The organism is Actinomadura chokoriensis, from assembly GCF_039529475.1.
GTDB classification, from domain to species: Bacteria; Actinomycetota; Actinomycetes; order Streptosporangiales; family Streptosporangiaceae; genus Spirillospora; species Spirillospora bangladeshensis.
On sequence record NZ_BAAAMW010000011.1, the window covers coordinates 63,627 to 85,191 of the forward strand.

Below are 21,565 nucleotides of genomic sequence, written 5' to 3' on the forward strand. Positions count from 1 at the left end.
CTTAGACCGACAACCGGGGCGTACCCGTTCCGATTCCCGGGACGGGAGGCCCCCGAAGCCCGCACCTTAGGCCGTGGCGGGCGGACCCGGACGGCGTCCGGTTGGTAGACATGACTTCACCAAGCGAATAAGCCGACCAAGGAGTTCATGTGGCAGGCAACCTCACGCGCGACGAGGCGCGGGAACGGGCCCGGCTGCTCACCGTCCAGTCGTACACGGTCGACCTGGATGTCACCGCGGGCGCGGAGCGCTTCGGGTCGACCACGGTGGTCAGGTTCGGCAGCGCCGAGACCGGCGCGGACACGTTCATCGACCTGCACGGCGCCGTCGTGCGGGAGGCGACGCTGAACGGGAAGGCCCTGGACCCCTCGTCCTATGACGCCGAGAAGGGCCGCCTCCCGCTGCCGGGCGTGGCGGCGGACAACGAACTGCGCGTCGTCGCCGACTGCGAGTACTCGCGGTCCGGTGAGGGCCTGCACCGGTTCGTGGACCCCGTGGACGGCGGCGTGTACCTCTACTCGCAGTTCGAGACGGCCGACGCGCACCGCATGTACACCTGCTTCGACCAGCCCGACCTGAAGGCGACCTTCGAGTTCACCGTGAAGGCGCCGGAGGGGTGGGAGGTCGTCACCAACGAGCCGGCCGAGTCCGCCGAGGGCGGGACGTGGCACTTCCTGCCGACGCCGCAGATCTCGACGTACATCACGGCGCTCGTCGCCGGGCCGTACCACGTCGTCCGGGACGAGTACCGCCGCGAGGACGGCACCGTCATCCCGCTCGGCGTGTACTGCCGCGCGTCGCTCGCCGAGCACCTGGACGCCCCCGCCATCGTGGACGTGACCCGCCAGGGCTTCGCCTACTTCGAGAAGGTCTTCGGCCGCCCGTACCCGTTCACCAAGTACGACCAGCTGTTCGTCCCCGAGTTCAACGCAGGCGCCATGGAGAACGCGGGCGCCGTCACGTTCCTGGAGGACTACGTCTTCCGGTCGCGCGTCACCGACGCCGCCTACGAGCGCCGCGCCGAGACGATCCTGCACGAGATGGCGCACATGTGGTTCGGCGACCTCGTGACCATGCGCTGGTGGGACGACCTGTGGCTGAACGAGTCGTTCGCCACCTACATGAGCGTCCTGTGCCAGGCCGAGGCCACCAAGTGGACGGGCTCGTGGACGACGTTCGCGAACCTGGAGAAGGCGTGGGCGTACCGGCAGGACCAGCTGCCGTCCACGCACCCGATCTCCGCCGACATCCCCGACATCCGCGCGGTGGAGGTGAACTTCGACGGGATCACCTACGCCAAGGGCGCGTCCGTCCTGAAGCAGCTCGTGGCCTATGTCGGCCTCGACAACTTCCTGGAGGGCGTGCGGCGCTACTTCGACCGGCACGCGTGGGGCAACACCGTCCTGACGGACCTGCTGGGCGCGCTGGAGGAGACGTCCGGCCGCGACCTCGCGTCGTGGTCCAAGGAGTGGCTGGAGACGGCCGGCGTCAACACGATGCGGCCCGAGTACGAGGTGGACGGCGACGGCGACTTCACGTCGTTCACCGTCTTGCAGGAGGCCAAGGCCGACTACCCGACGCTGCGCTCGCACCGCCTCGCGATCGGCCTCTACGACCTCACGGGCGACGGGCTCGTCCGGCGCGAGCGGGTCGAGCTGGACGTCGTCGGCGCCCGCACCGAGGTGCCGCAGCTCGTCGGGAAGAAGCGGCCCGACCTCGTCCTGGTCAACGACGACGACCTCACCTACGCCAAGATCCGGCTGGACGAGCACTCGCAGAGGACGCTCATCGAGCACATCGGCGACATCAAGGAGAGCCTGCCGCGCGCGCTGTGCTGGTCTGCGGCGTGGGACATGACGCGCGACGCCGAGATGGCGACCCGCGACTACGTCCGGCTCGTCGCGAAGGGCATCCGCGGCGTCACCGACATCTCGGTCACGCAGACGCTGCTGCGGCAGGCGCGCACCGCCGTCCAGCAGTACGCCGACCCGGCCTGGCGCACCGACGGCCTCGCCCTGCTCGCCGACACGCTCTCCGGACTGGCGCGCGAGGCCGAGCCCGGCTCGGACTTCCAGCTCGCCTACACGCAGGCGTTCGCCGCGTCGGCCGTGTCCGGCGAGCACCTGGCGTTCGTCCGGGGCCTGCTGGACGGCTCGCAGTCGCTCGACGGCCTCACCGTCGACACCGACCTGCGCTGGACGCTGCTGCGCCGCCTCGTCGTCACCGGCCGCGCGGGCGAGGCCGAGATCGACGCCGAGCACGAGCGGGACCGCACCGCCGCCGGCGAGCGGCACGCCGCCGCCTGCAAGGCCGCGGTCCCGGCCGCGGAGGCGAAGGCGGCCGCGTGGGAGCGGGTCGTGTCCGGCGACCTGCCGAACGCCGTCTACCGGTCGACGCTCGGCGGCTTCGTCGAGCCCGACCAGGTCGAGCTGCTGCTCCCCTACGTCGACCGGTACTTCGCCGAGGTCGGCCGCGTGTGGAAGGAGTGGACGAGCGACATGTCGCAGACGTTCGCCGAGGTCGCCTACCCGTTCCTGGTGATCGAGCAGTCCACGATCGACCGGACCGAGGCGTACATCGCCGAGCAGAACCCGCCGGCGGCCCTCGCCCGGCTGCTGTCGGAGGGCCGCGACGGCGTCGCCCGCGCGCTGCGCGCCCGCGCCAAGGACGCCGCGTCCGCCTGACGCCTGTCCAGAACCCCCGTGACCATGCAACGATCGCATGGTCACGGGGCGGGTGGGGGCTGGAGGACGGTATGGAGACGGCACACGACGTGCTGACGGCGCTCGCGCGCCGGTACGCGTTCGGCGACCTGGAGGCGCTGATCACGCAGGGCACGCTCGCCGCCGACGGCCGCTCGACGGCGGTCGCGGCGCTGTGCGCGTTCGGGCAGCGCGTCCTCGACCTGGACGCCGAGGACTTCGGCATGCCGGAGGCCGTCGGCGAGGTCCCGCGCGACCTGCTCGACCGGGCCCGCGCCAGCCGGATGCCGCAGACCGCGCGGGAGCGCCCGCGCGGCGCCCTCGCGAGCCTGCGGCCCGCGTACGCGCTGCTGCTGGAGGTCATCGCGATCCGCTGGTACCGGCGCGACATGGCCGCGCTGGTCGCCGCCGTCCACATCGCGAGCGAGTACCTGCCGATGCTCGCCTGGGAGCCCGTCCTCGGCCACGCCGGCGACCCGGCGCTCATCGGCGCGTCGGTGAGCGGCCCGGGCAGCCGGTTCGGCGTGCCCGTCGAGCCGGGCTCGGCGCGCATGTGCGACCACACGCGTCCGGAGCGGTCCGCGTGCGAGCGGACGCTCCGCGTCTCCAAGGAGCCGGGCCCCGGCTGGCGCGCCTACCTCGACCGCCAGCACAGCCAGGTCGCGTCCGCCCTGGGCGACTGCGCGGCACGCTGCCGCACGCCCTGCACGGTCGTGACCCGGCTGGACGACGCGGTCCGCGCCGACCTCACCGAGCGGTGCCGGCTCGCCGCCGACTTCACCGACAGCGCCCTCGTCAAGCTGCGCCACGCGGCGCCGGTCGGGCACGGGTTCGGCGTCCCGTCCCCGGAGGAGGTGCAGACGGCGTGGACGCGCGCCCGCAAGTCGCTCTCCCACCACCCGCTCGGCCGCAAGGCCCTGGCGGACGCCGGCGACTCCTACCCGCTGCCCGGCCTGCCCGCGCTCTTCTCGGCGATCGCCGGCGCCCGCCTGCGTCCGGACTCGCTGCTCCACGACGTGACCAAGCGGATCACCGCCACGCTGACCTGATCGCGTCCGGGAGGTCCTCCAGGAGGACGGGCATCCCCGCGGAGTCGGCGAGGGGGACGCGCCAGTTGGGGTACTCGTCGACGGTGCCCGGCTGGTTCTGGGTGCGCCGCTCGCCGACGGCGTCGGCGAGGGAGATGCCCGACAGGCGGGCCGGAGTCCGGTCGAGGAACGCGTGCAGGGCGGCGACGATCCGCCCGTCGTAGGCGGTGGAGCCTTCGGCCAGCGCCCGCATGACCTCGGCGGGCCCGGCGGGCAGCAGGCCCTCCTCGTGGAGGAGCGCCAGCCAGTCGCCGAGCCGGCGGCGGTGGTCGGCCTCCTCGTCCTCGCGGGGACGGGTGAGCAGGCCCAGCCGGTCCCGGAGCGCGATGTGGTCGCCGTGGACGAATCCGACGATGGGCGGCATGTCGTGCGAGCCGACCGTGGCCAGGGACAGCTCGCGCCACGCGTCCGGCGGTTTCGGACGTCCCTCGGCGTCGCGTTCGAACCAGAGCAGGGACGTGCCGAGGATGCCGCGGTCGGACAGGCCGTCGCGGAGCTCGGGCTCGACGGTGCCGAGGTCCTCGCCGACCACGACGGCGCCCGCGCGCTCGGCCTCCCAGGCGAGGCAGCCGAGGAGCGCGTCCCGGTCGTAGCGGACGTAGGTGCCGTCGGCCGGCGAACCGCCCTCGGGCACCCACCACAGCCGCGACACCTGCATGGCGTGGTCGAGGCGCAGCCCGCCGCCGTGCCGGAACGCGGCCGCGAGCATCTCCCGGAACGGGAGGTAGGCGGCGCCGGCGAGGCGGTGCGGGTGCCAGGGCGGCTGGCCCCAGTCCTGGCCGCGCTGGTTGAACTCGTCCGGCGGCGCGCCGACGCTCATGCCGGGCGCGAACAGGTCCCGGTAGATCCAGGAGTCGGCGCTGCCGTGCGCGACCCCGACCGCGAGGTCGTGGACGATCCCGACCGGCATCCCCGCGTCCCGGGCCGCCCGCTGCGCGGCCGTCAGCTGGCCGTCCCGGCGCCACTGGAGCCAGGTGTGGAAGTCGACCCGGCCGGCGAGGCGGGCGGCCTCGGCGGCGACCGCGGGGCCTCCGGCGTCGTGGAGCTCGGCGGGCCAGCGGCGCCAGTCCGGGCCGTGCTTCTCGGTGAGCGCGCACCAGGTCGCGAACGCGGTCAGGGCCGTCCCCTCGCGGGCGCGGAACGCGTCGTAGTCGCGCTGCGCCTCGGTGCCGCGCGGAAGCCGGTGCAGGGGTTCGAGCGCCTGGAGCTTGGCCGTCCAGACCGCGTCCCGGTCGATGGTGCCGCCGGGGATGCGCAGCGGCTCGGCGAGCGCGGACAGGCGGTCGCGGTCCTCGGGCGGCAGCGCCGCGTACTCGGGGAGGTCCTCGACGCGCAGGTAGATCGGGGCGGCGAAGCGGCGGCTCATCGGCGAGTACGGGGACGGGCCGACCGGCGGGACGGGCTCGGCGGCGTGCAGCGGGTTGATCAGCGTGAACCCGGCCCCCAGCGCGCGGGCGCTCCAGGCCGCGAGATCGGCCAGGTCGCGCAGGTCGCCCATCCCCCAGGACGCGCGGGACCGCACCGAGTACAGCTGCACGGCGAACCCCCGCAGCCGGTCGGGCACCGCCAGCCTGCGCGGCGCGACCAGCAGCGGCGCGCTGTCGGCGCCCGCGCGCAGGCGGTGCCAGCCGAGCGGGAGGTCCCCGGTCGCGCCGGCCGCGGGGACGCTCTCACCGGTCGCCAGCTCGATGCTCGCGTCCGGGTACCCCGGCAGGCCGTCGCCGCGGCGGACGACCACGACCGGCGGCAGCCCGCGCCCGGGGCCGCCGGCCCGCTCCAGCGCCGTCCTGACGGCGTCCGGCGTCGACGCGTCGACCCCGAGCGCCGCCAGGACCGCGGCGAGCGTGTCCGGCGCGACCGCCGCCTCCCGGCCGCGCCAGTCGGTGTAGCGGGTCGCGACCCCGTGCCGCCCGGCCAGCCTGATCAGTTCGTCGTCGCCCACGCCTGGAGCATGCCCGGCGCGGGCGGGCTCACGCCGTCCAGATCTCCGGCTTGCGGCCGGTCCACGGGCGGGCCTCCTCCAGCTGCGCGGACAGCGAGATGAGCGTGCCCTCGCCGCCGAGCCGCCCGGCCAGCATGATCCCGATCGGCAGGCCCTCGTCGTTCCAGTGCAGCGGGACGTTCACCGCCGGCTGCCCCGACACGTTGTAGACGGCGGTGAACGGGGTGAAGTGCGTCTGCCGCCGGAAGTTCTCCTCCGGCTCCTGGTCGTGGAAGTGGCCGATGGGCACGGGCGGTGACGCGAGCGTCGGGTGCAGGATCGCGTCGAACTGGTCCGTGACGGGGAACGCCGCCCGCAGCGCGCCCTGCAGCGCGGCGTGCGCCTGCATCACCTGCGGCGCGGTGGTGGCGTTCCCGAGCCCGCGCAGCCAGCGGCTCAGCGGCTGCAGCAGGTGCTCGCTCTCCTCCGGGACGGGCGTCATCGTCGCCATCACGCCCCACAGCGTCGCGAAGTGCGGCAGCAGGTCGGCGCCGAGCACCTCGGGCAGGTCGACGACCTCGTGGCCCAGCTCCTCCAGCAGCGCCGACGCGGCCTCGTAGGCGGCGACGCAGTCCGGGTGGACCTCGACGCCCGGCACGGGCGGCCGCATGCTCCGCGCGATGCGCAGCCGGCCCGGCGCCCGGTCGGCGTGGGCGAGGAACGGCCCGTCCGCCGCCGGCGCCCGGTACAGGTCGCCGGGCATGTGGCCGGCCATCACGTCCAGCAGCAGCGCCGCGTCCCGGACGGTCCGGGCGATCGGCCCGTTCGTCGACAGCCCGAACAGGTCGGGGATGACCGGGCCGGCGGAGACCCGGCCGCGGGTCGGCTTGATCCCGAACAGCCCGCACGCGCTGCTCGGGATCCGGATCGAGCCGCCGCCGTCGCTGCCCTGCGCGACCGGCGCCAGCCCGGACGCGACCGCCGCCGCGGCGCCGCCGCTGGAACCGCCCGCCGACCTGGTGAGATCCCACGGCGTCCGGGCCGGAGGCGCGACGTCACTCTCCGTGTAGCAGGGCAGCCCGAACTCGGGCGTCGTCGTCTTGCCCAGCAGCACAGACCCCGCTTGCGCCAGCTTTGTCACCACATGGTCGTCGGCGAATCCGGTCAGCTCGGCGTAGGCCGCCGAGCCGAAGGTCATCCGGACGCCCTCGACCATGTTCAGGTCCTTGATCGGGACCGGGACGCCGTGCAGCGGCGGCAGGTCCGCCGGGTCCGCCGCGTCCAGCACCGCCTTCTCGGCCCGCCACGCCTCCTCGCGGGCCCGCTCCGCGGTGACCGTCACATAGGCGCCCACCTGGGCGTTCAGCCGTTCGATGCGGTCCAGGTAGTGGTCGGTGAGCTCGACCGGGGAGAGGTCCCGGGCGCGGACGGCCGCTGCCATCCGGGTGGCGCTGAGGTCATGTGTTTGTGTCACGAACCGGAACGCTAGACGCCGTGTGCGCGGGCATCAAAGAGGGCAGGGACGATAGGGCGAGGAAAGGTGGAGAGTATCGGCGCACCCGTCCGTCGCGTAAGTTACTCACTGACCGGAGGGCGACAAAACTATTAACCCTCTATGACTAGTCGCCGACCGGCCGGATGATTACTCTGCGCACGGAGGATCATGCCCCCGATGGGAAAGGAATACGGAGCGTCACTCATGGCGATCATGGAGCGGGGCAACACGCAGGGAGCCAGGGGCCACCCCCGGGCCGGATCCGAGGCGGAGGAGGCACGTACGGAGGAGACGCGTGAGCACCACCACCAGGCTCCGGTGAAGGAGAGTCCCGAGGGAGGCTCCGAGGAGCGCGCCACCGAGCGCACCGCCGCGGTGCTGCTCGACGATCCCCGGCTCCGCCGCTGGGCGTGGCGGGCCGGCGCGGCCGTCGTCGCCGGCGTCGCCGTCGCGGTCCTGTCCGGCTGGCGGCTCGGCATCGCCGTCGCGATCCTCGTGGTCGTCGGCGACGTGGTCCGCAGCTCGCGCAAGAGCTCGTCCGTCGCCGCCTGGCAGAAGTCGTCGGCCGCCGAACGGCGCACCGAGCGGCAGCTGAAGGCCCTCCAGCGCAGCGGCTACCTCGTGCTGCACGCGCGGGCCGTGCCGCGCGACGACGACGGCGTCAGCGACGGGCGGATCGACCACCTGGTGATCGGGCCGAGCGGCGTCTACGCCATCGACTCCGAGAAGTGGGACAAGCGCCTTCCGGTGCGCACCATGTCCCACATGAAGCTCTTCCACGGGCCCTTCAACAAGAAGGACCGGCTGGACGAGGCCCGGTGGGAGGCCCAGATGGCCAGCAGCATCCTCGCCGAGCGGGTCGGTTTCGAGGTGCCGGTGCAGCCGTCCGTGGCGATCTACGGGCCGTCCATCCCGTGGAAGGTCATGCGGGTGCGCGACGTCGACGTCTACGCGGGCAACCGGGCCCGCGCCTACCTGCGGCGCCGCCCGAAGATCCTCACCGACGCCGACGTCCGGCGCATCTTCCAGGCGGCGGAGAAGGCCCTGCCGCCGAAGTACCCCGACTGAGTCCGACCGACGGGCCGGCACAAGGCCGACAGGGCCGAGGGCGGCCTGCTTCCCCGGGCCGCCCGCCCCACCGGGGCTCAACGGCGAGCCCCCGCCGGGATCCCGCCGTGCCGTGACCGCCGCCTACGCCGGGACCACCGCCCCCACCGGGACGGCCGCGTCCCGGCTTTTCTCATGCCCGCCCGCCGGTTGGTAGCATCGGAGCCGTCACAGGCCGGCCCGCGCGCGACCTCACGCTGAGCCGGCGGCAGCGCCGCGATCCGCCGCTGCGGGCAACGCTCCCAGGAACACGGCTCGGCTCGTCACAGGTTTGGAGAGGTCTATGCCACCGCTCAGGTCACGCACGGTCACGCACGGCAGGAACATGGCGGGCGCCCGCGCCCTCATGCGCGCCAGCGGCGTCGAACGCGAGGACTTCGGCAAGCCGATCGTCGCGGTGGCCAACAGCTTCACCCAGTTCGTGCCCGGCCACGTCCACCTGGACGAGGTCGGCAAGGTCGTCGCCGGCGCCGTCCGCGAGGCCGGCGGCGTGCCCCGCGAGTTCAACACGATCGCCGTCGACGACGGCATCGCGATGGGCCACGACGGCATGCTGTACTCGCTGCCGTCCCGCGAGATCATCGCCGACGCGATCGAGTACATGGTCAACGCGCACTGCGCCGACGCGCTCGTCTGCGTCTCCAACTGCGACAAGATCACCCCGGGCATGCTGCTGGCCGCGCTGCGGCTCAACATCCCGACCGTGTTCGTCTCCGGCGGCCCGATGGAGGCCGGCAAGCCGGTCGAGGGCGTCATGGGCGGCAACAAGCTCGACCTGATCGACCCGATCATCGCCTCGGCGGACGGCTCGATCGCCGAGGACACGCTCCTCGAGATGGAGGAGAGCGCCTGCCCCACCTGCGGGTCCTGCTCCGGCATGTTCACCGCCAACTCGATGAACTGCCTCACGGAGGCGATCGGGCTGGCGCTGCCCGGCAACGGCACCGTCCTCGCCACCCACACCGCCCGCCGCCGCCTCTACGAGGACGCGGGCCGCACGGTCGTCGAGGTCGCCAAGCGCTACTACGACGGCGACGACGAGTCCGTCCTGCCGCTGAACATCGCCACCCGCGACGCGTTCGAGAACGCCATGGTGCTGGACGTCGCCATGGGCGGCTCCACGAACACGATCCTGCACCTGCTCGCCGCCGCGACCGAGGCCGGCGCCGACTTCGGCCTCTCCGACATCGACCAGGTGTCCCGCCGCGTCCCGTGCGTCTGCAAGCTGGCCCCGGCGACCGGCAAGTACCACGTCGAGGACTGCCACCGCGCGGGCGGCATCCCCGCGCTGCTCGGCGAGCTGAACCGGGCCGGGCTGCTGAACAGCTCCGCCCACTCGATCCACTCCGCGTCGCTGGACGAGTTCGTCGCCAAGTGGGACGTCCGCTCCCCCGACGTCCTGCCCGAGGCGGTCGAGCTGTTCCACGCGGCGCCCGGCGGCGTCCGCAGCACCTCGGCGTTCTCGCAGAGCGCCCGCTGGGAGACCCTCGACCTCGACCGCGAGAACGGCTGCATCCGCTCGGTCGAGCACGCCTACACCGCCGACGGCGGCCTCGCCGTCCTGCGCGGCAACATCGCCCCCGACGGCGCGATCGTGAAGACCGCCGGCGTCGAGGAGGAGCTGTGGACCTTCACCGGCCCCGCCGTCGTCTTCGAGTCGCAGGACGACGCCGTCGAGGGCATCCTCAGCGGCAAGATCAAGGCCGGTGACGTCGTCGTGATCCGCTACGAGGGCCCGAAGGGCGGCCCCGGCATGCAGGAGATGCTGTACCCGACGAGCTTCCTCAAGGGCCGCGGGCTCGGCAAGGCGTGCGCGCTGATCACCGACGGCCGGTTCTCCGGCGGCACCTCGGGCCTGTCCATCGGGCACGCCTCCCCGGAGGCGGCGGGCGGCGGCATCATCGCCCTCGTCGAGGACGGCGACCCCATCGTGATCGACATCCCGAACCGCGTCCTCGAACTGGACGTCCCGGCCGACGAGCTGGAGATCCGCCGCGAGAAGCTGCTCGCCGACCTCGGCGGCTACCGCCCCCGCGACCGGCACCGCCCGGTCAGCGCCGCCCTCCGCGCCTACGCCGCGATGGCGACGTCCGCCTCCACCGGCGCGGCCCGCGACGTCTCCCAGGTGGAGCGCCTCAACGGCTGAGCATTACCCGGCGGGTAATCGTCTTCGTTCCCTCTCCTTGGGCAGAGTGGTGGTCGCCGGACGAACAGAGTCCGGCGGCCACTACCCAAGGGAGTTCACGATGACCGCCTACGCACTCGCCCACCTGCGCCCGCAGCCGCCGCTGCACGAGGACGTCTTCGTCTACATCGAGCGCATCCAGGCCACCTTGGACCCGTTCGGCGGCCGCTTCCTCGTCCACGGGAGCAACCCCGACGTCATCGAGGGCCCGCTGGAGGGGAGCTACGTCCTCATCGAGTTCCCCGACATGGACAAGGCCCGCGGCTGGTACGAGTCGGACGCCTACCAGGCGATCCTCCCCATGCGCACGGACCACATCGACGGCACGGCCGTGCTGCTGCAGGGCGTCCCGCCGAACTACGACGCCGCCGCCACCGGCAAGGCGATGCGCGCGGCCCAGAACGGCTAGGAGCAGCAGCCTCCGCCGCAGCAGCCCCCTCCGCCGGCGGGCTTCGGCGGGGGCGCGGTCCCGCGCGACGTGCCGGTGACGGCGACCGTGGACAGCAGCTTCACCGTGTCGTCATGCCCCTCGGGGCACGGCGCCGGATCGGACGCATTGATCATCGGACGCGAGACCTCGAAGGTCGACCCGCACGCCCGGCAACGGTAGTCATAACGAGGCACCCTCCAAGGATAAGCCCCGGCCACCGGCGCACGGACAGGCACGCGGAGGGCGCTCCAGCCCCCGGAGCGGGCCTGCCCGCCGAGCCGGGCGACCGCAGCGACACGCCACAAACCCGCACGGTCACGACAAACCCGCACCGTGGCGTGAGGATCGACCGGCTCGCAACGGGGGTTCCAGGGGGTCGCCCCCCTGGGTCAACACAGCCCCCTGGGTCATGCAGCCACGTAGGGGGCCCATTGGGGGTCGCCGTCGTGGACGAGGCCGATGAGGCGCCAGTGGGCGCCGCGGGGGACGGCGGGGGTGATGCTGAGCGTCCAGCCCAGTTCGGACAGGAGGCGGTCGGCCTTGCGGTGGTTGCAGGTCATGCAGGAGGCAACGCAGTTCTCCCAGGCGTGCTTGCCGCCGCGGCTGCGCGGGTGGACGTGGTCGATGGTCTCGGCGCGGCGGCCGCAGTAGACGCAGCGGAAGTTGTCGCGGCGCATCAGCGCGGCGCGGGTCAGCGGGACGCGGGTGCGGAACGGGATGCGGACGTAGCGCCGCAGCCGGATGACGGACGGCACCTCCACCGCCATCGTCGCGGAGTGCAGCACCGCGCCCGAGGTGTCGTGGTGGACGATCTCGGCCTTCTCCCGGAGCACGAGGCAGACCGCCCGCCGCAGCGGGAGCGTGGTGAGTGGTTCGTACGTCGCGTTCAGGAGGAGGACCTGCCGCATCAGACGGCCTCCACCGGGTTCTGCTGTGCGTCGGCCTCGGCGGGCGCGGTCGTCCGCGCCTCGAACCGAGGCCCGGTTATTGTCTCCGGTTCCTGCGCACTCGCCATGAGGACCTCCCCAGGGGCGAACCGACCTCCATCAGTGTGGCGTCTGATGGAGTCCGTCCGCTACCCCAATAATCCCCCTTCGGAGCCCGGATCGAACGCGGGGGCGGGTTCGCGGCGAGTCGGAGTGTGCGGGACGGGTGGCCCGGAACGGCCAATACAGTGCATACATGACGCCGTATCCGCCCGCGCAGCGCCAGGACATCGTCGAGGACATCCACGGTCACCGGATCGCGGACCCGTACCGCTGGCTGGAGGACGCCGAGGCCGACGACACCAAGGAGTGGCTCGCGGCGCAGGACCGGCTCTTCCACAAGGTCGTGGACGCGCTGCCGGGGCGGGCGCGGCTGCGCGAGCGGCTCGGCGAGCTGCTCGGCGCGGGCAGCGTCGGCTCCCCCGTGTGGCGGGGCGGGCGCCGGTTCTTCACCCGGCGCGCCGCCGACCAGGAGCACCCCGTCCTCTACACGGTGGACCCGGACGGCTCCGAACGCGTCCTGGTCGACCCCATGGCCCTCGACGTGGACGGGACGACGACGCTCGACGGGTGGCAGCCCGACAAGGAGGGGCGCCGGCTCGCCTACAAGGTCTCGACCGGCGGGGACGAGGAGTCGCTGCTGTACGTCATGGACGTCGCGACCGGCGAGCAGGTCGAGGGGCCGATCGACCGGGCGCGGTACTCGTCGGTGGCGTGGCTGCCGGGCGGCGAGGCGTACTACTACGTGCGGCGGCTGCCCGCGCGGGAGGTCCCGGCGGGCGAGGAGCAGTACCACCGGCGCGTCTACCTGCACCGGGTCGGCACCGAACCCGACACCGCCGACGTGCTCGTCTTCGGCGCGGGGATGGACAAAACCAACTACTACGGGGTCGGGGTCAGCCGGGACGGGCGCTGGCTGACGGTGTCGTCGTCGCAGGGCACGGCGCCGCGCAACGACCTGTGGATCGCGGACCTGTCCGCGTCGTCCCTCGAGGCGCCTGCGCTGCGGGTCGTCCAGGAGGGCGTGGACGCCGGCACCGGCCTGCACGTCGGGCGGGACGGCCGCGCCTACATCTTCACCGACCGGGACGCGCCCCGGTCCCGCCTCTGCGTCGCCGACCCGTCCGACCCGTCGTACGAGCGGTGGCGCGACCTCGTCCCGGAGGACCCGGAGGCCGTCCTCACCGACTTCGCGATCCTGGACGACTTGGAGCGCCCCATCCTGCTGGCCGGGTGGACGCGGCACGCGATCAGCGAGATCACCGTCCACGACCTGGAGACGGGCGAGCGGATCGGGAGCGTGCCGACGCCGGGCTACGGCTCGATCGGCGGGATCATCGAGCGGCCCGAGGGCGGGCACGAGGCGTGGTTCGGCTACACGGACAACGTCACGCCGTCGTCGGTGATGCGCTACGACGCCCGTACGGGCGAGACCACGCTGTGGGCGTCGGCGCCGGGCACGGTCGCCGTCCCCGAGATCGAGACGCGGCAGGTCGTCTACACCTCGCGCGACGGGACGCGGGTGCGGATGCTGATCGCGTCCCGCCCCGGCCTCTCCGGTCCGCGTCCGGCGATCCTGTACGGCTACGGCGGCTTCAACATCTCGCTCACGCCGTCCTACTCGGCGAGCATCCTGGCGTGGGTGGAGGCGGGCGGCGTCTACGCGATCGCGAACCTGCGCGGCGGCTCCGAGGAGGGCGAGGAGTGGCACCGCGCGGGCATGCGGGACCGCAAGCAGAACGTGTTCGACGACTTCCACGCCGCAGCCGAGAAGCTGATCGCGGACGGACTGACGACGCCCGCGCAGCTCGCGATCTCGGGCGGGTCCAACGGCGGCCTGCTCGTCGGCGCGGCCCTCACCCAGCGCCCCGACCTGTACCGCGCGGTGGTCTGCTCGGCGCCGCTCCTCGACATGGTGCGCTACGAGCGGTTCGGGCTCGGCCAGACCTGGAACGACGAGTACGGGACGGCGGACGACCCCGAGGAGTTCGGCTGGCTCATCGGCTACTCCCCGTACCACAACGTCCATGTGGGGACCGCGTACCCGGCCGTCCTGTTCACGACGTTCGGCAGCGACACCCGGGTGGATCCGCTGCACGCGCGCAAGCTGTGCGCCGCCCTCCAGCACGCGACCGCGTCCGACGCCCCGATCCTGCTGCGCAACGAGGCCGAGGTCGGCCACGCCGCCCGCTCGGTGAGCCGCTCGGCCGACCTGATGACCGACACCCTCACGTTCATGGCCGCGCAGACCGGGCTGGCCTTCCCGGAGGGCTCGGACGAATTGACTCGTGGTCTAATAGCGGGATGAGCACGGTGACGCCGCAGACCACCGCCGACCGGGTCCTCGACCTGCTCCGCGAGCCGCCCGAGGCACCGGACCGGTCCGCGGGCTACCTCGACCTGCTCGGGCCCCCGGCGAAGCCGTCCCTCGCCCAGTCGGCGATGGAGTCGACGTTCCTGCCGCGCATGTACGAGAAGGTGTGGCGCCCCATCGGCTTCAACGTCGCCAAGGGCTGGCCGTTCGGCCCCGGCACCGCCGCCGAGCACGCGATGGCCCGCGACTGGCTCGGCCTCACCGCCGACCGGCCCGCGACCGTGCTGGACGTCGCCTGCGGCCCCGGCAACGTCACCCGCGCCCTCGCCGACGGCGTCGCCCCGAGCGGCCTCGTCGTCGGACTCGACGCCTCCGAGACCATGCTCGCCCAGGCCGTCCGCGAACCGCGCGGGACCATCGGCTACGTCCGCGGCGACGCGGTCGACCTCCCGTTCCGCGACGGCGTGTTCGACGCCGTCTGCTGCTTCGGCGCCCTCTACCTGTTCGACGACCCGTGGAAGGCCGTGGACGGCATGACCCGCGTCCTCAAGCCCGGCGGCCGGCTCATCATCCTCACCTCGCGCAGGCCGTCCCCGCTGCCCGGCGCCCGCATCGGCGGCGAACTGCTCCGCCGCGCCACCGGCTTCACCGTCTTCGGCGACGGCGAGGTCGTCCGAGCCCTCACCGCGCGCGGTTTCACCTGCGTCCGGCGGCACCGCTACCCCCTGATGCAGGTGGTAGGAGGCCGACGCTCCTGAAGGTTTCCTGAACCCCTCCCTAGGACACGTCCAAGGATCGCGCTACGCTGCCACAAGAACACGCACGGAACACCCGTGCGACCAAGCACCCCCCTCCTGGGGTTGGGAAGCCTCCAGGAGGGGGTGTGTCGTACCTGTACCGGGCTCGTGCGGTGGGTCAGCGCAGGGGTTTCTCGATGTAGACGTTGACGATGCCGCCGATGGTCTCGCGGCGGGTTTCCCGCCAGCCGAACTTGCGGTAGAGGGCCAGGGCGGGCGCTTGGAGTTCGGTGGTGTCGGCGCGCAGGAGGCGGTAGCCGTATTCGGCGGCGCGCTCCTCCAGGGCGCGGACCAGTGCGGCGCCGTAGCCGCGGCGCTGGACGGCGGGCAGGACGCGCAGGCGGACCATCTCCACGGCGTCCAGGGCGGGGGAACCGGGGGCGTAGCCGCCGAACGCGCGGGCGTGGCCGCCGGGGATGAGGTCGGCGCGCCGCAGGCCGCCCATCGCGACGATGCGGCCGCCGAGTTCGCCGACGAGGAACTCGCCGTCGTTGCGGAGGTAGATGTCCTCCATGCGGAAGAAGTCGTGGTCGTAGTAGACGCCGTCGCCGGGGCGCAGGCCGACCTGGGCCAGGCCCTCGCGGTGCAGGGCCAGGACGGTGCCGTGGTCGGCGGTGTGGTAGCGGCGGATCCGGAGGTCGCCGAAACTCCATACGGGGGGCTCGTCCTGCATCCGGACGAGGTGGCCTTGCGAGAAGGTGCTGCCCATGCGAGGTCAGACCTGTTCGGCCGGAGGGACGGGCGCCGGGCTCTTCACCGAGGGGCCGGCGAGCGCCTCGTAGAAGTCCTTCAACGCGGGGATGTCGCCGTGCTTGGCCGACACGGCCGCGCCGATCTGGCGGGCCCTGTGCACGAGGATGTCGGACCGGTGGTCGGCCGGAAGGTCGAGGATGGCCTCCCGGCCCGCGGTGAGCGCCGCGTCGGGATGGCCCGCGTGCAGCTTGCACATCGCGCGGTCGAGGCGCACCAGGGTCAGGTCGACGCGGTCGGTGGGCGAGTAGAGGGTGAGGGCGTGGCTGAGCACCTCGTCGCCGTGCTTGTGGTCGCCGAGGTTGGTGAAGGTGTCGCCCTCGTAGAAGGCCATCTGCCGGTCGGTGAACCCGAACACCAGGTCGCCGGTGTCGGTCTTGGAGAGCTGGTCGAAGACCGAGCGCCCGCGGACGAGCGCCCGGCGGGCGCTCGGGGCGGCGTCGCCGCGTCCGCGCAGGGCGAGCATGCCGAGCGCGCGGGCCTCCACGGCCGGGGCCATCGCGGCGGCGACGCCGGGCGTCCGGCCGGCGAGGTCCTGGGCCTTGCGGGCCAGGTGCAGCGCCTCCCGGGGGTCGCCGTAGTACATCGGCACCAGGGATTCGCGGACGGTCACCCAGGCGCGCAGCTGCCGGTCGCCGGTCTCGTCGGCGGCGGTGCGCGCGGTCCGGAAGAACGACCGGGCGAGCCGGTGGTCGCCCAGGTTGATCATGATCAGCCCGGACAGCCCGGACAGCTGCGCCGCGATCCGGCACAGCCGCTCCTGGAGTTCGACCGGCTGCCGCTTGTCGCACATGCGGCGCACCTCGCTGAAGTCCAGCAGGACGTCGCAGAGCATGCGCAGGGACGGCGTCGCCTGGTACTGCCGGCCGTAGCCGTAGGTCGTCTCCTCCCACTGGTCCAGCATGGTCGGCGAGACGGTCGCGCCGACCAGGGTGTCGTCCATCTTGCGGCGCAGGTTGTCGACGGCCCCAAGGAACTGACCGTCGAGCGCCACGCCCGCTCCGGCCAGAAGTTGCAGAAGGGTCCTACGAAGCACGATGTCCTCCTCTCCCACATCAATGGTCAGGGGGCCTTCGGCGCGGTCGGGGCCCCGTAAGTCGTTCACGGTGATCCAGGGACGTTCCTCGCCCCTGGGGACGATGGCGCCGACGAGCGCGTCGGCGGCCGGTGGCACCGGGCGCCGCTCGGGGGCGCGCGGTTGGGGGACGCCGGGGGCGCCCGTGCGAGCCGCGTGGCCGCGGCCGCAGATGCAGGGACTCTGGTAGTCGAGCGCGTCGGGCTCGACCCGGTAGACGGCGCAGATGTAGTGCAGGTACTCGGGACCGGGGCGCTTGTAGCCGCTCTCGTAGGCCGACAGCAGCGTCTCCCCGAGCCGGGGCGGCGGCTTGCCGTCCACCTCGTAGAGGGCCTTGACCTGCGCCACGATGTCGGACAGCGCGACGCCGTGGGCGAGGCGGTGCGCCTTGATCCGGCTGGTGCCGAACAGCGGGCCGCACTGCTCGTGGATCTCCTGCGCGATCTGGACCGGACCTTGCCCCCGGGCCAGGGCATGCGCGCGGATCCGGCGAGCCACGTCCGTTTCTTTCCGGGGGGGATCCGACATCGACTCCGGCCTCCTCACCGTCGGGCGGGGACGCCGTTCCCAGGGGGAGGGCGATCGTCCCTGCCACGGCGACCGGTCATTAGATGGCCACGACAGATAATCTCTCGCGCACGCAGCGTAACCCCCGTCACGGGGGTCGCCAAGCGGTTTCGCAGAAGAGGGCGGGGGCCGGAGGCGTCCCGTCCTCCGTGGGTAGAGATTCTTCCTCCGTGGGAGGAGAGCCTTCCTCTGAGGTGGGGTAATCCGGTACTTCGCCGGACGGCCGGTCTCTTGACCCGCCAGTGTGAGAGTTGCAATTCTCGCCGCGAGTGACCGAACGGATTCACAGAGTCGATCATCCGGTCGGTCCGGTCAGCGCCCGGTGCTCGCCCATGGAGGGGGTGTCAAGGTGGTCAGCGACAGACGCGTCGGCTACCTGGAAGAGCTGGAGCACGAACTCGACACGCAGGGTCTGGTCGCCCGCGTCGTCCGGACCCGTTCGGGGCCCGCCTTCCTGCGGGTCGTGAACCCGGAGGCCGCGAGTCTGGCGGAGGACGTCACCTGCGCGCCGGCTCCCGAGACCAAGGACCACTACTTCTGGTGGTCGTGGGGAGAGCGCATGCACCGCGTGGACGACGTGGGCGGCGCCGCCATGAAGCTGGCGCGCGTGCTCCAGCCGCTCCCCCGCGCGGCGGGCGGCCGCCGCTGAGACCGGGCCCCGCCCGAGGGCGCCCACTCCGAACGGCCGGCTCACCGATGACCGGCACCCCATGATCGACACTCGGCTCCCCCAGACCGGGCGTGTCCCGCGGACCGCGGTGGGAAAGGCGCGGCAGCCGCAGGCCCGCGGGACACGCTCGCCGGACAGACCCTCCCCGGCCGCGTCGCGCCGTCTCACCCGGCACCGTACGAACCGGTCGTCACCGTCCCCTACGATCGGGCTCGTACGGCGCCGCGGGTCCACGGTCGAGGTGGCGAGGCACCACAATGGCCGGGGAGGGTCTGCACCATGTCACTCGCGGGATCCGCGCTCGCCGCATCGCTCACCACGCCGCTCACCACGTCCGCTCCGGCGCTCGCCGGGCCCGCCGTCCTGCCCTGGGCCGACAAGGGCTCGCCGGAGTCGGCCTGCGGCGACCCGAGGCCGACCACGGCGTGCCGGCTGGTCTGGAACGTCTCGCACGACACCGGCTTCACCAAGTTCTTCGCGACCTGGCTCGACAAGCCCCTCACCACGCTGCTGCTGATCATCATCACGTTCGTGATCGCGCTGGTCGTGAAGAACATCGCGCACCGCATGATCACCAAGGTCACGCTGCGGATGGCCGAGGGGACGATGTCGGAGCGGGCCCGCGAGCGCTCCCGGGCGGTCTTCGAGGGCAGCCCCGTCCTGCTGAACAAGCGGCGGGCCCAGCGGGCGCAGACGCTCGGCTCGGTGCTGCGCTCGATCGCGTCCGTCCTGATCATGGGGACGGCGCTGTTCAGCATCCTCGGCTCGCTCGGCCTGAACCTCGCCCCCATCCTGGCCAGCGCGAGCGTCATCGGCGTCGCGGTCGGGTTCGGCGCGCAGAACATCGTCAAGGACCTGCTCGCCGGGCTGTTCATGCTCCTGGAGGACCAGTACGGCGTCGGCGACTTCATCGACGTGGGCAGCGCGAAGGGCACGGTCGAGGCCGTCACGCTGCGGGTCACCCGGATGCGGGACGTCAACGGCGTCGTCTGGTACGTCCCGAACGGCGAGATCAAGAAGGTCGGGAACGAGTCGCAGAACTGGGGCCGGGCCGTCCTCGACATCCCCGTCGACATCCACGAGGACACCGAGAAGGTCAAGGAGATCCTGCAGGCCACCGCCGACGAGATGGCCGCCGACGCCGCGTGGAAGGAGCTCGTCCTGGAGCAGCCGTCGGTGTGGGGCGTGCAGGCCCTCGCCGGCGACGCGATCGTGATCCGGGTCGTGCTGAAGACCGCCCCCGGAAAGCAGGGCGACATCGCCCGCGAGCTGCGCGAACGCGTCAAGCGCTCGTTCGACGAGGCGGGCGTCACGGTGGCCACCCCGGCGCCGTAAGCGATCAAGGTGAGGATCGGGACGCATCTCACATATGGTGGGGAGCGCTATGGCTGAACAGGTGACTTTCTACGAGGCGGTCGGCGGCGAGGAGACCTTCCATCGCCTGGTGCACCGCTTCTACCAGGGCGTCGCGGAAGACCCCGATCTGCGCCCCATGTACCCCGAGGAGGACCTCGGTCCCGCCGAGGAGCGGCTGCGGCTGTTCCTGATCCAGTACTGGGGAGGCCCGAACACCTACAGCCGGCGGCGCGGGCATCCGCGGCTGCGGATGCGGCACGTGCCGTTCGTGATCGACGAGGCCCAGCGCGACCGGTGGCTGAAGCACATGCGGGACGCGGTCGAGGAGCTGGAGCTGCCCGAGCCGCTGGAGAAGCAGCTCTGGGACTACTTCACGATGGCGGCGCGGAGCCTGGTGAACGCCCCTTCCTGACGCGGGACGGGTGACGCGGGCCACATGGTGCCGGGCGCGTGACCGCCGCGGCGTAAACGGGTAGATCGCCGTGTATGACGCGAATCCCGTGGTGGCGCAAAGCCGTCGTGTACGAGGTCTACGTCCGCAGCTTCACCGACTCCGACGGGAACGGCGAGGGCGACCTCCAGGGGATCCGCTCCCGGCTCGGCCACCTGCGCGACCTGGGCGTCGACGCGCTGTGGCTCACCCCCTTCTACACCTCCCCGCTGGCGGACGGCGGCTACGACGTGGCCGACTACCGCGACGTCGACCCCCGGTTCGGCACGCTGGACGACTTCGACGCCCTCGTCGCGGACGTCCACGCGCACGGTCTGCGGCTGATCGTCGACATCGTCCCGAACCATTCGTCCGACCGGCACCGCTGGTTCCGGGAGGCACTGGCCTCGCCGCCGGGGTCGGCGGAGCGTTCGCGCTACATCTTCCGTCCCGGACGGCCGGGCGAGCGCCCCGGCGAGGAGGACCCGCCGAACGACTGGCCGTCCGCGTTCGGCGGGCCGGCCTGGACGCGCCTGGACGACGGCGAGTGGTACCTGCACCTGTACGCGCGCGAGCAGCCGGACTTCAACTGGCGCAACCCGGAGGTCGCGCAGGAGTTCGAGGACGTCCTGCGGTTCTGGCTCGACCGCGGCGTGGACGGCTTCCGCATCGACGTCGCCGCCGGCCTGTTCAAGGACGCCTCGTTCCGCGACCTCGGGGGAAGCGACCGCCGCGTCCTGAACGGCCCCATCTGCAGCCGTCCGGAAGTGCACGGGGTGTACCGCAGGTGGCGGCAGATCCTGGACGAGTACGACGGCGACCGCATGGCCATCGGCGAGGTGTGGACGGACGGTCCCGAAGACCTCGCGCTCTACCTGCGTCCAGACGAACTGCACCAAGTCTTCCAGTTCGACCTGCAACTGGCGTCGTGGTCGGCGACGGCCTTCCATGACGTGATAGTCGCCGCGTTGAAGGCGGTGGCGCCTACGGGTGCCGCGCCCACATGGGTGCTGTCCAGTCACGACTCCGTCCGCCACGTGACACGTTACGAGCGGGCAGGGGGTCTCCCTGGGATCGGACGTGCCAGAGCAAGGGCGGCACTCCTGCTGCTGTTGGCGCTCCCCGGCTCGGCGTACCTGTACCAAGGTGAGGAACTCGGCCTGCCCGAGGTGACGGACCTCCCGGACGAGGCCCGCCAGGACCCCATCTTCGAGCGCACGAACGGGGAACTCGCCGGCCGCGACGGCTGCCGCGTCCCGCTGCCCTGGTCGGGCGACGCCGAACCGTACGGGTTCTCCCCCGACGGCGTCCGGCCGTGGCTGCCGATGCCGCCGGACTGGGCGTCCCTGACGGCGGAGGCGCAGGCGTCCGACCCGTCCTCCATGCTGGCCTGGTACCGCGACGCGCTGGCGCAGCGCCGCCGGCTGGCGGACGTCCTGCCGGAGGACGTGGAGTGGCTCGACTCCCCCGGCACGGCCCTGTTCTTCCGGCGCGGCCCGCTCACGTGCGCGCTGAACTGCGGCGAGAACCCGGTGCGCCTGCCGCCGGGCACCCCGCTGCTCACCAGCGCCCCGCTCTACGGCGACCTGCTCCCCGGCGACACCGCCGCCTGGCTCACGTCCAGCCGGTAGCCGCGCTCACGTTGGCGACGCGGTGCGCCGGGCTGTGCCAGGGGTCAGCGCACAGCCGGCG

At 72.6% G+C, this 21,565-nt stretch carries 16 protein-coding genes and 1 pseudogene; 11 read left to right on the forward strand and 6 right to left on the reverse strand.

Annotated elements, in window-relative coordinates; all coding sequences use genetic code 11:
• The first annotated feature begins 149 nt into the window (after positions 1 to 149).
• Both pepN and ABFX46_RS23490 read left to right on the forward strand, forming a co-directional pair.
• Complete coding sequence (gene pepN / locus ABFX46_RS23485; RefSeq protein WP_346045191.1) at positions 150 to 2,684, forward strand: aminopeptidase N; 2,535 nt, start codon at positions 150 to 152, stop codon at positions 2,682 to 2,684.
• Positions 2,685 to 2,755: 71 nt separating this feature from the next.
• On the forward strand, positions 2,756 to 3,751 hold the full coding sequence (locus ABFX46_RS23490; protein ID WP_346045193.1) for a hypothetical protein: 996 nt from the start codon (positions 2,756 to 2,758) through the stop codon (positions 3,749 to 3,751).
• Here the strand turns inward: ABFX46_RS23490 and malQ are convergent.
• Together malQ and ABFX46_RS23500 are read right to left on the reverse strand one after the other, a co-directional pair.
• Positions 3,732 to 5,732 carry a 4-alpha-glucanotransferase gene (malQ, locus tag ABFX46_RS23495; RefSeq protein ID WP_346045194.1) on the reverse strand — a complete coding sequence of 667 codons (2,001 nt, stop codon included), beginning with the start codon at positions 5,730 to 5,732 and terminating at the stop codon, positions 3,732 to 3,734. The two genes, ABFX46_RS23490 and malQ, sit on opposite strands and share 20 nt — an antisense overlap.
• 28 nt (positions 5,733 to 5,760) lie before the next feature.
• A complete protein-coding gene (locus ABFX46_RS23500; RefSeq protein ID WP_346045196.1) occupies positions 5,761 to 7,185 on the reverse strand; it encodes an amidase in 1,425 nt (474 codons plus the stop codon).
• A 198-nt stretch (positions 7,186 to 7,383) separates the two neighbouring features.
• Here ABFX46_RS23500 and ABFX46_RS23505 point away from each other — a divergent pair, with 198 nt between their 5' ends.
• The 3 genes from ABFX46_RS23505 to ABFX46_RS23515 all read left to right on the forward strand — a co-directional run bounded on the left by ABFX46_RS23505 (position 7,384) and on the right by ABFX46_RS23515 (position 10,907).
• Entirely contained in the window at positions 7,384 to 8,274 is an 891-nt protein-coding gene (locus tag ABFX46_RS23505; RefSeq protein WP_346045197.1) for a nuclease-related domain-containing protein, read from the forward strand.
• A gap of 322 nt (positions 8,275 to 8,596) precedes the next feature.
• Complete coding sequence (gene ilvD / locus ABFX46_RS23510) at positions 8,597 to 10,459, forward strand: dihydroxy-acid dehydratase (RefSeq protein ID WP_346045199.1); 1,863 nt, start codon at positions 8,597 to 8,599, stop codon at positions 10,457 to 10,459.
• 100 nt (positions 10,460 to 10,559) lie between these two features.
• On the forward strand, positions 10,560 to 10,907 hold the full coding sequence (locus ABFX46_RS23515) for a DUF1330 domain-containing protein (RefSeq protein WP_346045201.1): 348 nt from the start codon (positions 10,560 to 10,562) through the stop codon (positions 10,905 to 10,907).
• Here ABFX46_RS23515 and ABFX46_RS23520 read toward each other — a convergent pair.
• The gene (locus ABFX46_RS23520; RefSeq protein ID WP_030171066.1) at positions 10,904 to 11,122 is read right to left on the reverse strand and encodes an FmdB family zinc ribbon protein; all 219 of its coding nucleotides are present in this window, start codon (positions 11,120 to 11,122) and stop codon (positions 10,904 to 10,906) included. The genes ABFX46_RS23515 and ABFX46_RS23520 overlap by 4 nt on opposite strands.
• 213 nt (positions 11,123 to 11,335) lie before the next feature.
• Positions 11,336 to 11,836 carry an HNH endonuclease gene (locus ABFX46_RS23525; protein WP_346045203.1) on the reverse strand — a complete coding sequence of 167 codons (501 nt, stop codon included), beginning with the start codon at positions 11,834 to 11,836 and terminating at the stop codon, positions 11,336 to 11,338.
• Positions 11,837 to 12,110: 274 nt separating this feature from the next.
• Here ABFX46_RS23525 and ABFX46_RS23530 point away from each other — a divergent pair, with 274 nt between their 5' ends.
• Positions 12,111 to 14,222 (forward strand): prolyl oligopeptidase family serine peptidase, encoded by a 2,112-nt coding sequence (locus ABFX46_RS23530; RefSeq protein ID WP_346045204.1) that lies wholly within the window; start codon positions 12,111 to 12,113, stop codon positions 14,220 to 14,222.
• On the forward strand, positions 14,219 to 14,986 hold the full coding sequence (locus tag ABFX46_RS23535) for a class I SAM-dependent methyltransferase (RefSeq protein WP_346045206.1): 768 nt from the start codon (positions 14,219 to 14,221) through the stop codon (positions 14,984 to 14,986). Before ABFX46_RS23530 ends, ABFX46_RS23535 begins: the two co-directional genes overlap by 4 nt.
• Before the next feature lie 157 nt (positions 14,987 to 15,143).
• Here the strand turns inward: ABFX46_RS23535 and ABFX46_RS23540 are convergent, their stop codons facing one another.
• Positions 15,144 to 15,734: a GNAT family N-acetyltransferase gene (locus tag ABFX46_RS23540; RefSeq protein ID WP_346045208.1), complete on the reverse strand. Its 591-nt coding sequence runs from the start codon at positions 15,732 to 15,734 to the stop codon at positions 15,144 to 15,146.
• Positions 15,735 to 15,740: 6 nt separating this feature from the next.
• On the reverse strand, positions 15,741 to 17,348 hold the full coding sequence (locus tag ABFX46_RS23545) for an NsdA family TPR-like regulatory protein (RefSeq protein ID WP_346045210.1): 1,608 nt from the start codon (positions 17,346 to 17,348) through the stop codon (positions 15,741 to 15,743).
• 418 nt (positions 17,349 to 17,766) lie between these two features.
• Here ABFX46_RS23545 and ABFX46_RS23550 point away from each other — a divergent pair, with 418 nt between their 5' ends.
• The 4 genes and pseudogenes from ABFX46_RS23550 (at position 17,767) to ABFX46_RS23565 (ending at position 21,504) form a co-directional block, all read left to right on the forward strand.
• Positions 17,767 to 18,066: a hypothetical protein gene (locus ABFX46_RS23550; protein WP_346045211.1), complete on the forward strand. Its 300-nt coding sequence runs from the start codon at positions 17,767 to 17,769 to the stop codon at positions 18,064 to 18,066.
• A 300-nt stretch (positions 18,067 to 18,366) separates the two neighbouring features.
• Entirely contained in the window at positions 18,367 to 19,422 is a 1,056-nt protein-coding gene (locus tag ABFX46_RS23555) for a mechanosensitive ion channel family protein (protein WP_346045213.1), read from the forward strand.
• A gap of 61 nt (positions 19,423 to 19,483) precedes the next feature.
• Positions 19,484 to 19,849: pseudogene (locus tag ABFX46_RS23560) on the forward strand (globin); the annotation flags it as partial.
• Between the two features lie 80 nt (positions 19,850 to 19,929).
• Entirely contained in the window at positions 19,930 to 21,504 is a 1,575-nt protein-coding gene (locus ABFX46_RS23565) for a glycoside hydrolase family 13 protein (protein WP_346045214.1), read from the forward strand.
• The last annotated feature ends 61 nt before the right edge of the window (positions 21,505 to 21,565 follow it).

Coding starts and splice junctions, on each gene's coding strand:
- ABFX46_RS23515 (WP_346045201.1), top strand. CDS start 10,560: ATGACCGCCTACGCACTCGCCCACCTGCGCCCGCAGCCGCCGCTGCAC.
- ABFX46_RS23565 (WP_346045214.1), top strand. CDS start 19,930: ATGACGCGAATCCCGTGGTGGCGCAAAGCCGTCGTGTACGAGGTCTAC.
- ABFX46_RS23490 (WP_346045193.1), top strand. CDS start 2,756: ATGGAGACGGCACACGACGTGCTGACGGCGCTCGCGCGCCGGTACGCG.
- ABFX46_RS23505 (WP_346045197.1), top strand. CDS start 7,384: ATGGGAAAGGAATACGGAGCGTCACTCATGGCGATCATGGAGCGGGGC.
- ABFX46_RS23555 (WP_346045213.1), top strand. CDS start 18,367: ATGTCACTCGCGGGATCCGCGCTCGCCGCATCGCTCACCACGCCGCTC.
- ABFX46_RS23540 (WP_346045208.1), bottom strand. CDS start 15,734: ATGGGCAGCACCTTCTCGCAAGGCCACCTCGTCCGGATGCAGGACGAG.
- ABFX46_RS23530 (WP_346045204.1), top strand. CDS start 12,111: ATGACGCCGTATCCGCCCGCGCAGCGCCAGGACATCGTCGAGGACATC.
- ilvD (WP_346045199.1), top strand. CDS start 8,597: ATGCCACCGCTCAGGTCACGCACGGTCACGCACGGCAGGAACATGGCG.
- ABFX46_RS23535 (WP_346045206.1), top strand. CDS start 14,219: ATGAGCACGGTGACGCCGCAGACCACCGCCGACCGGGTCCTCGACCTG.
- ABFX46_RS23525 (WP_346045203.1), bottom strand. CDS start 11,836: ATGCGGCAGGTCCTCCTCCTGAACGCGACGTACGAACCACTCACCACG.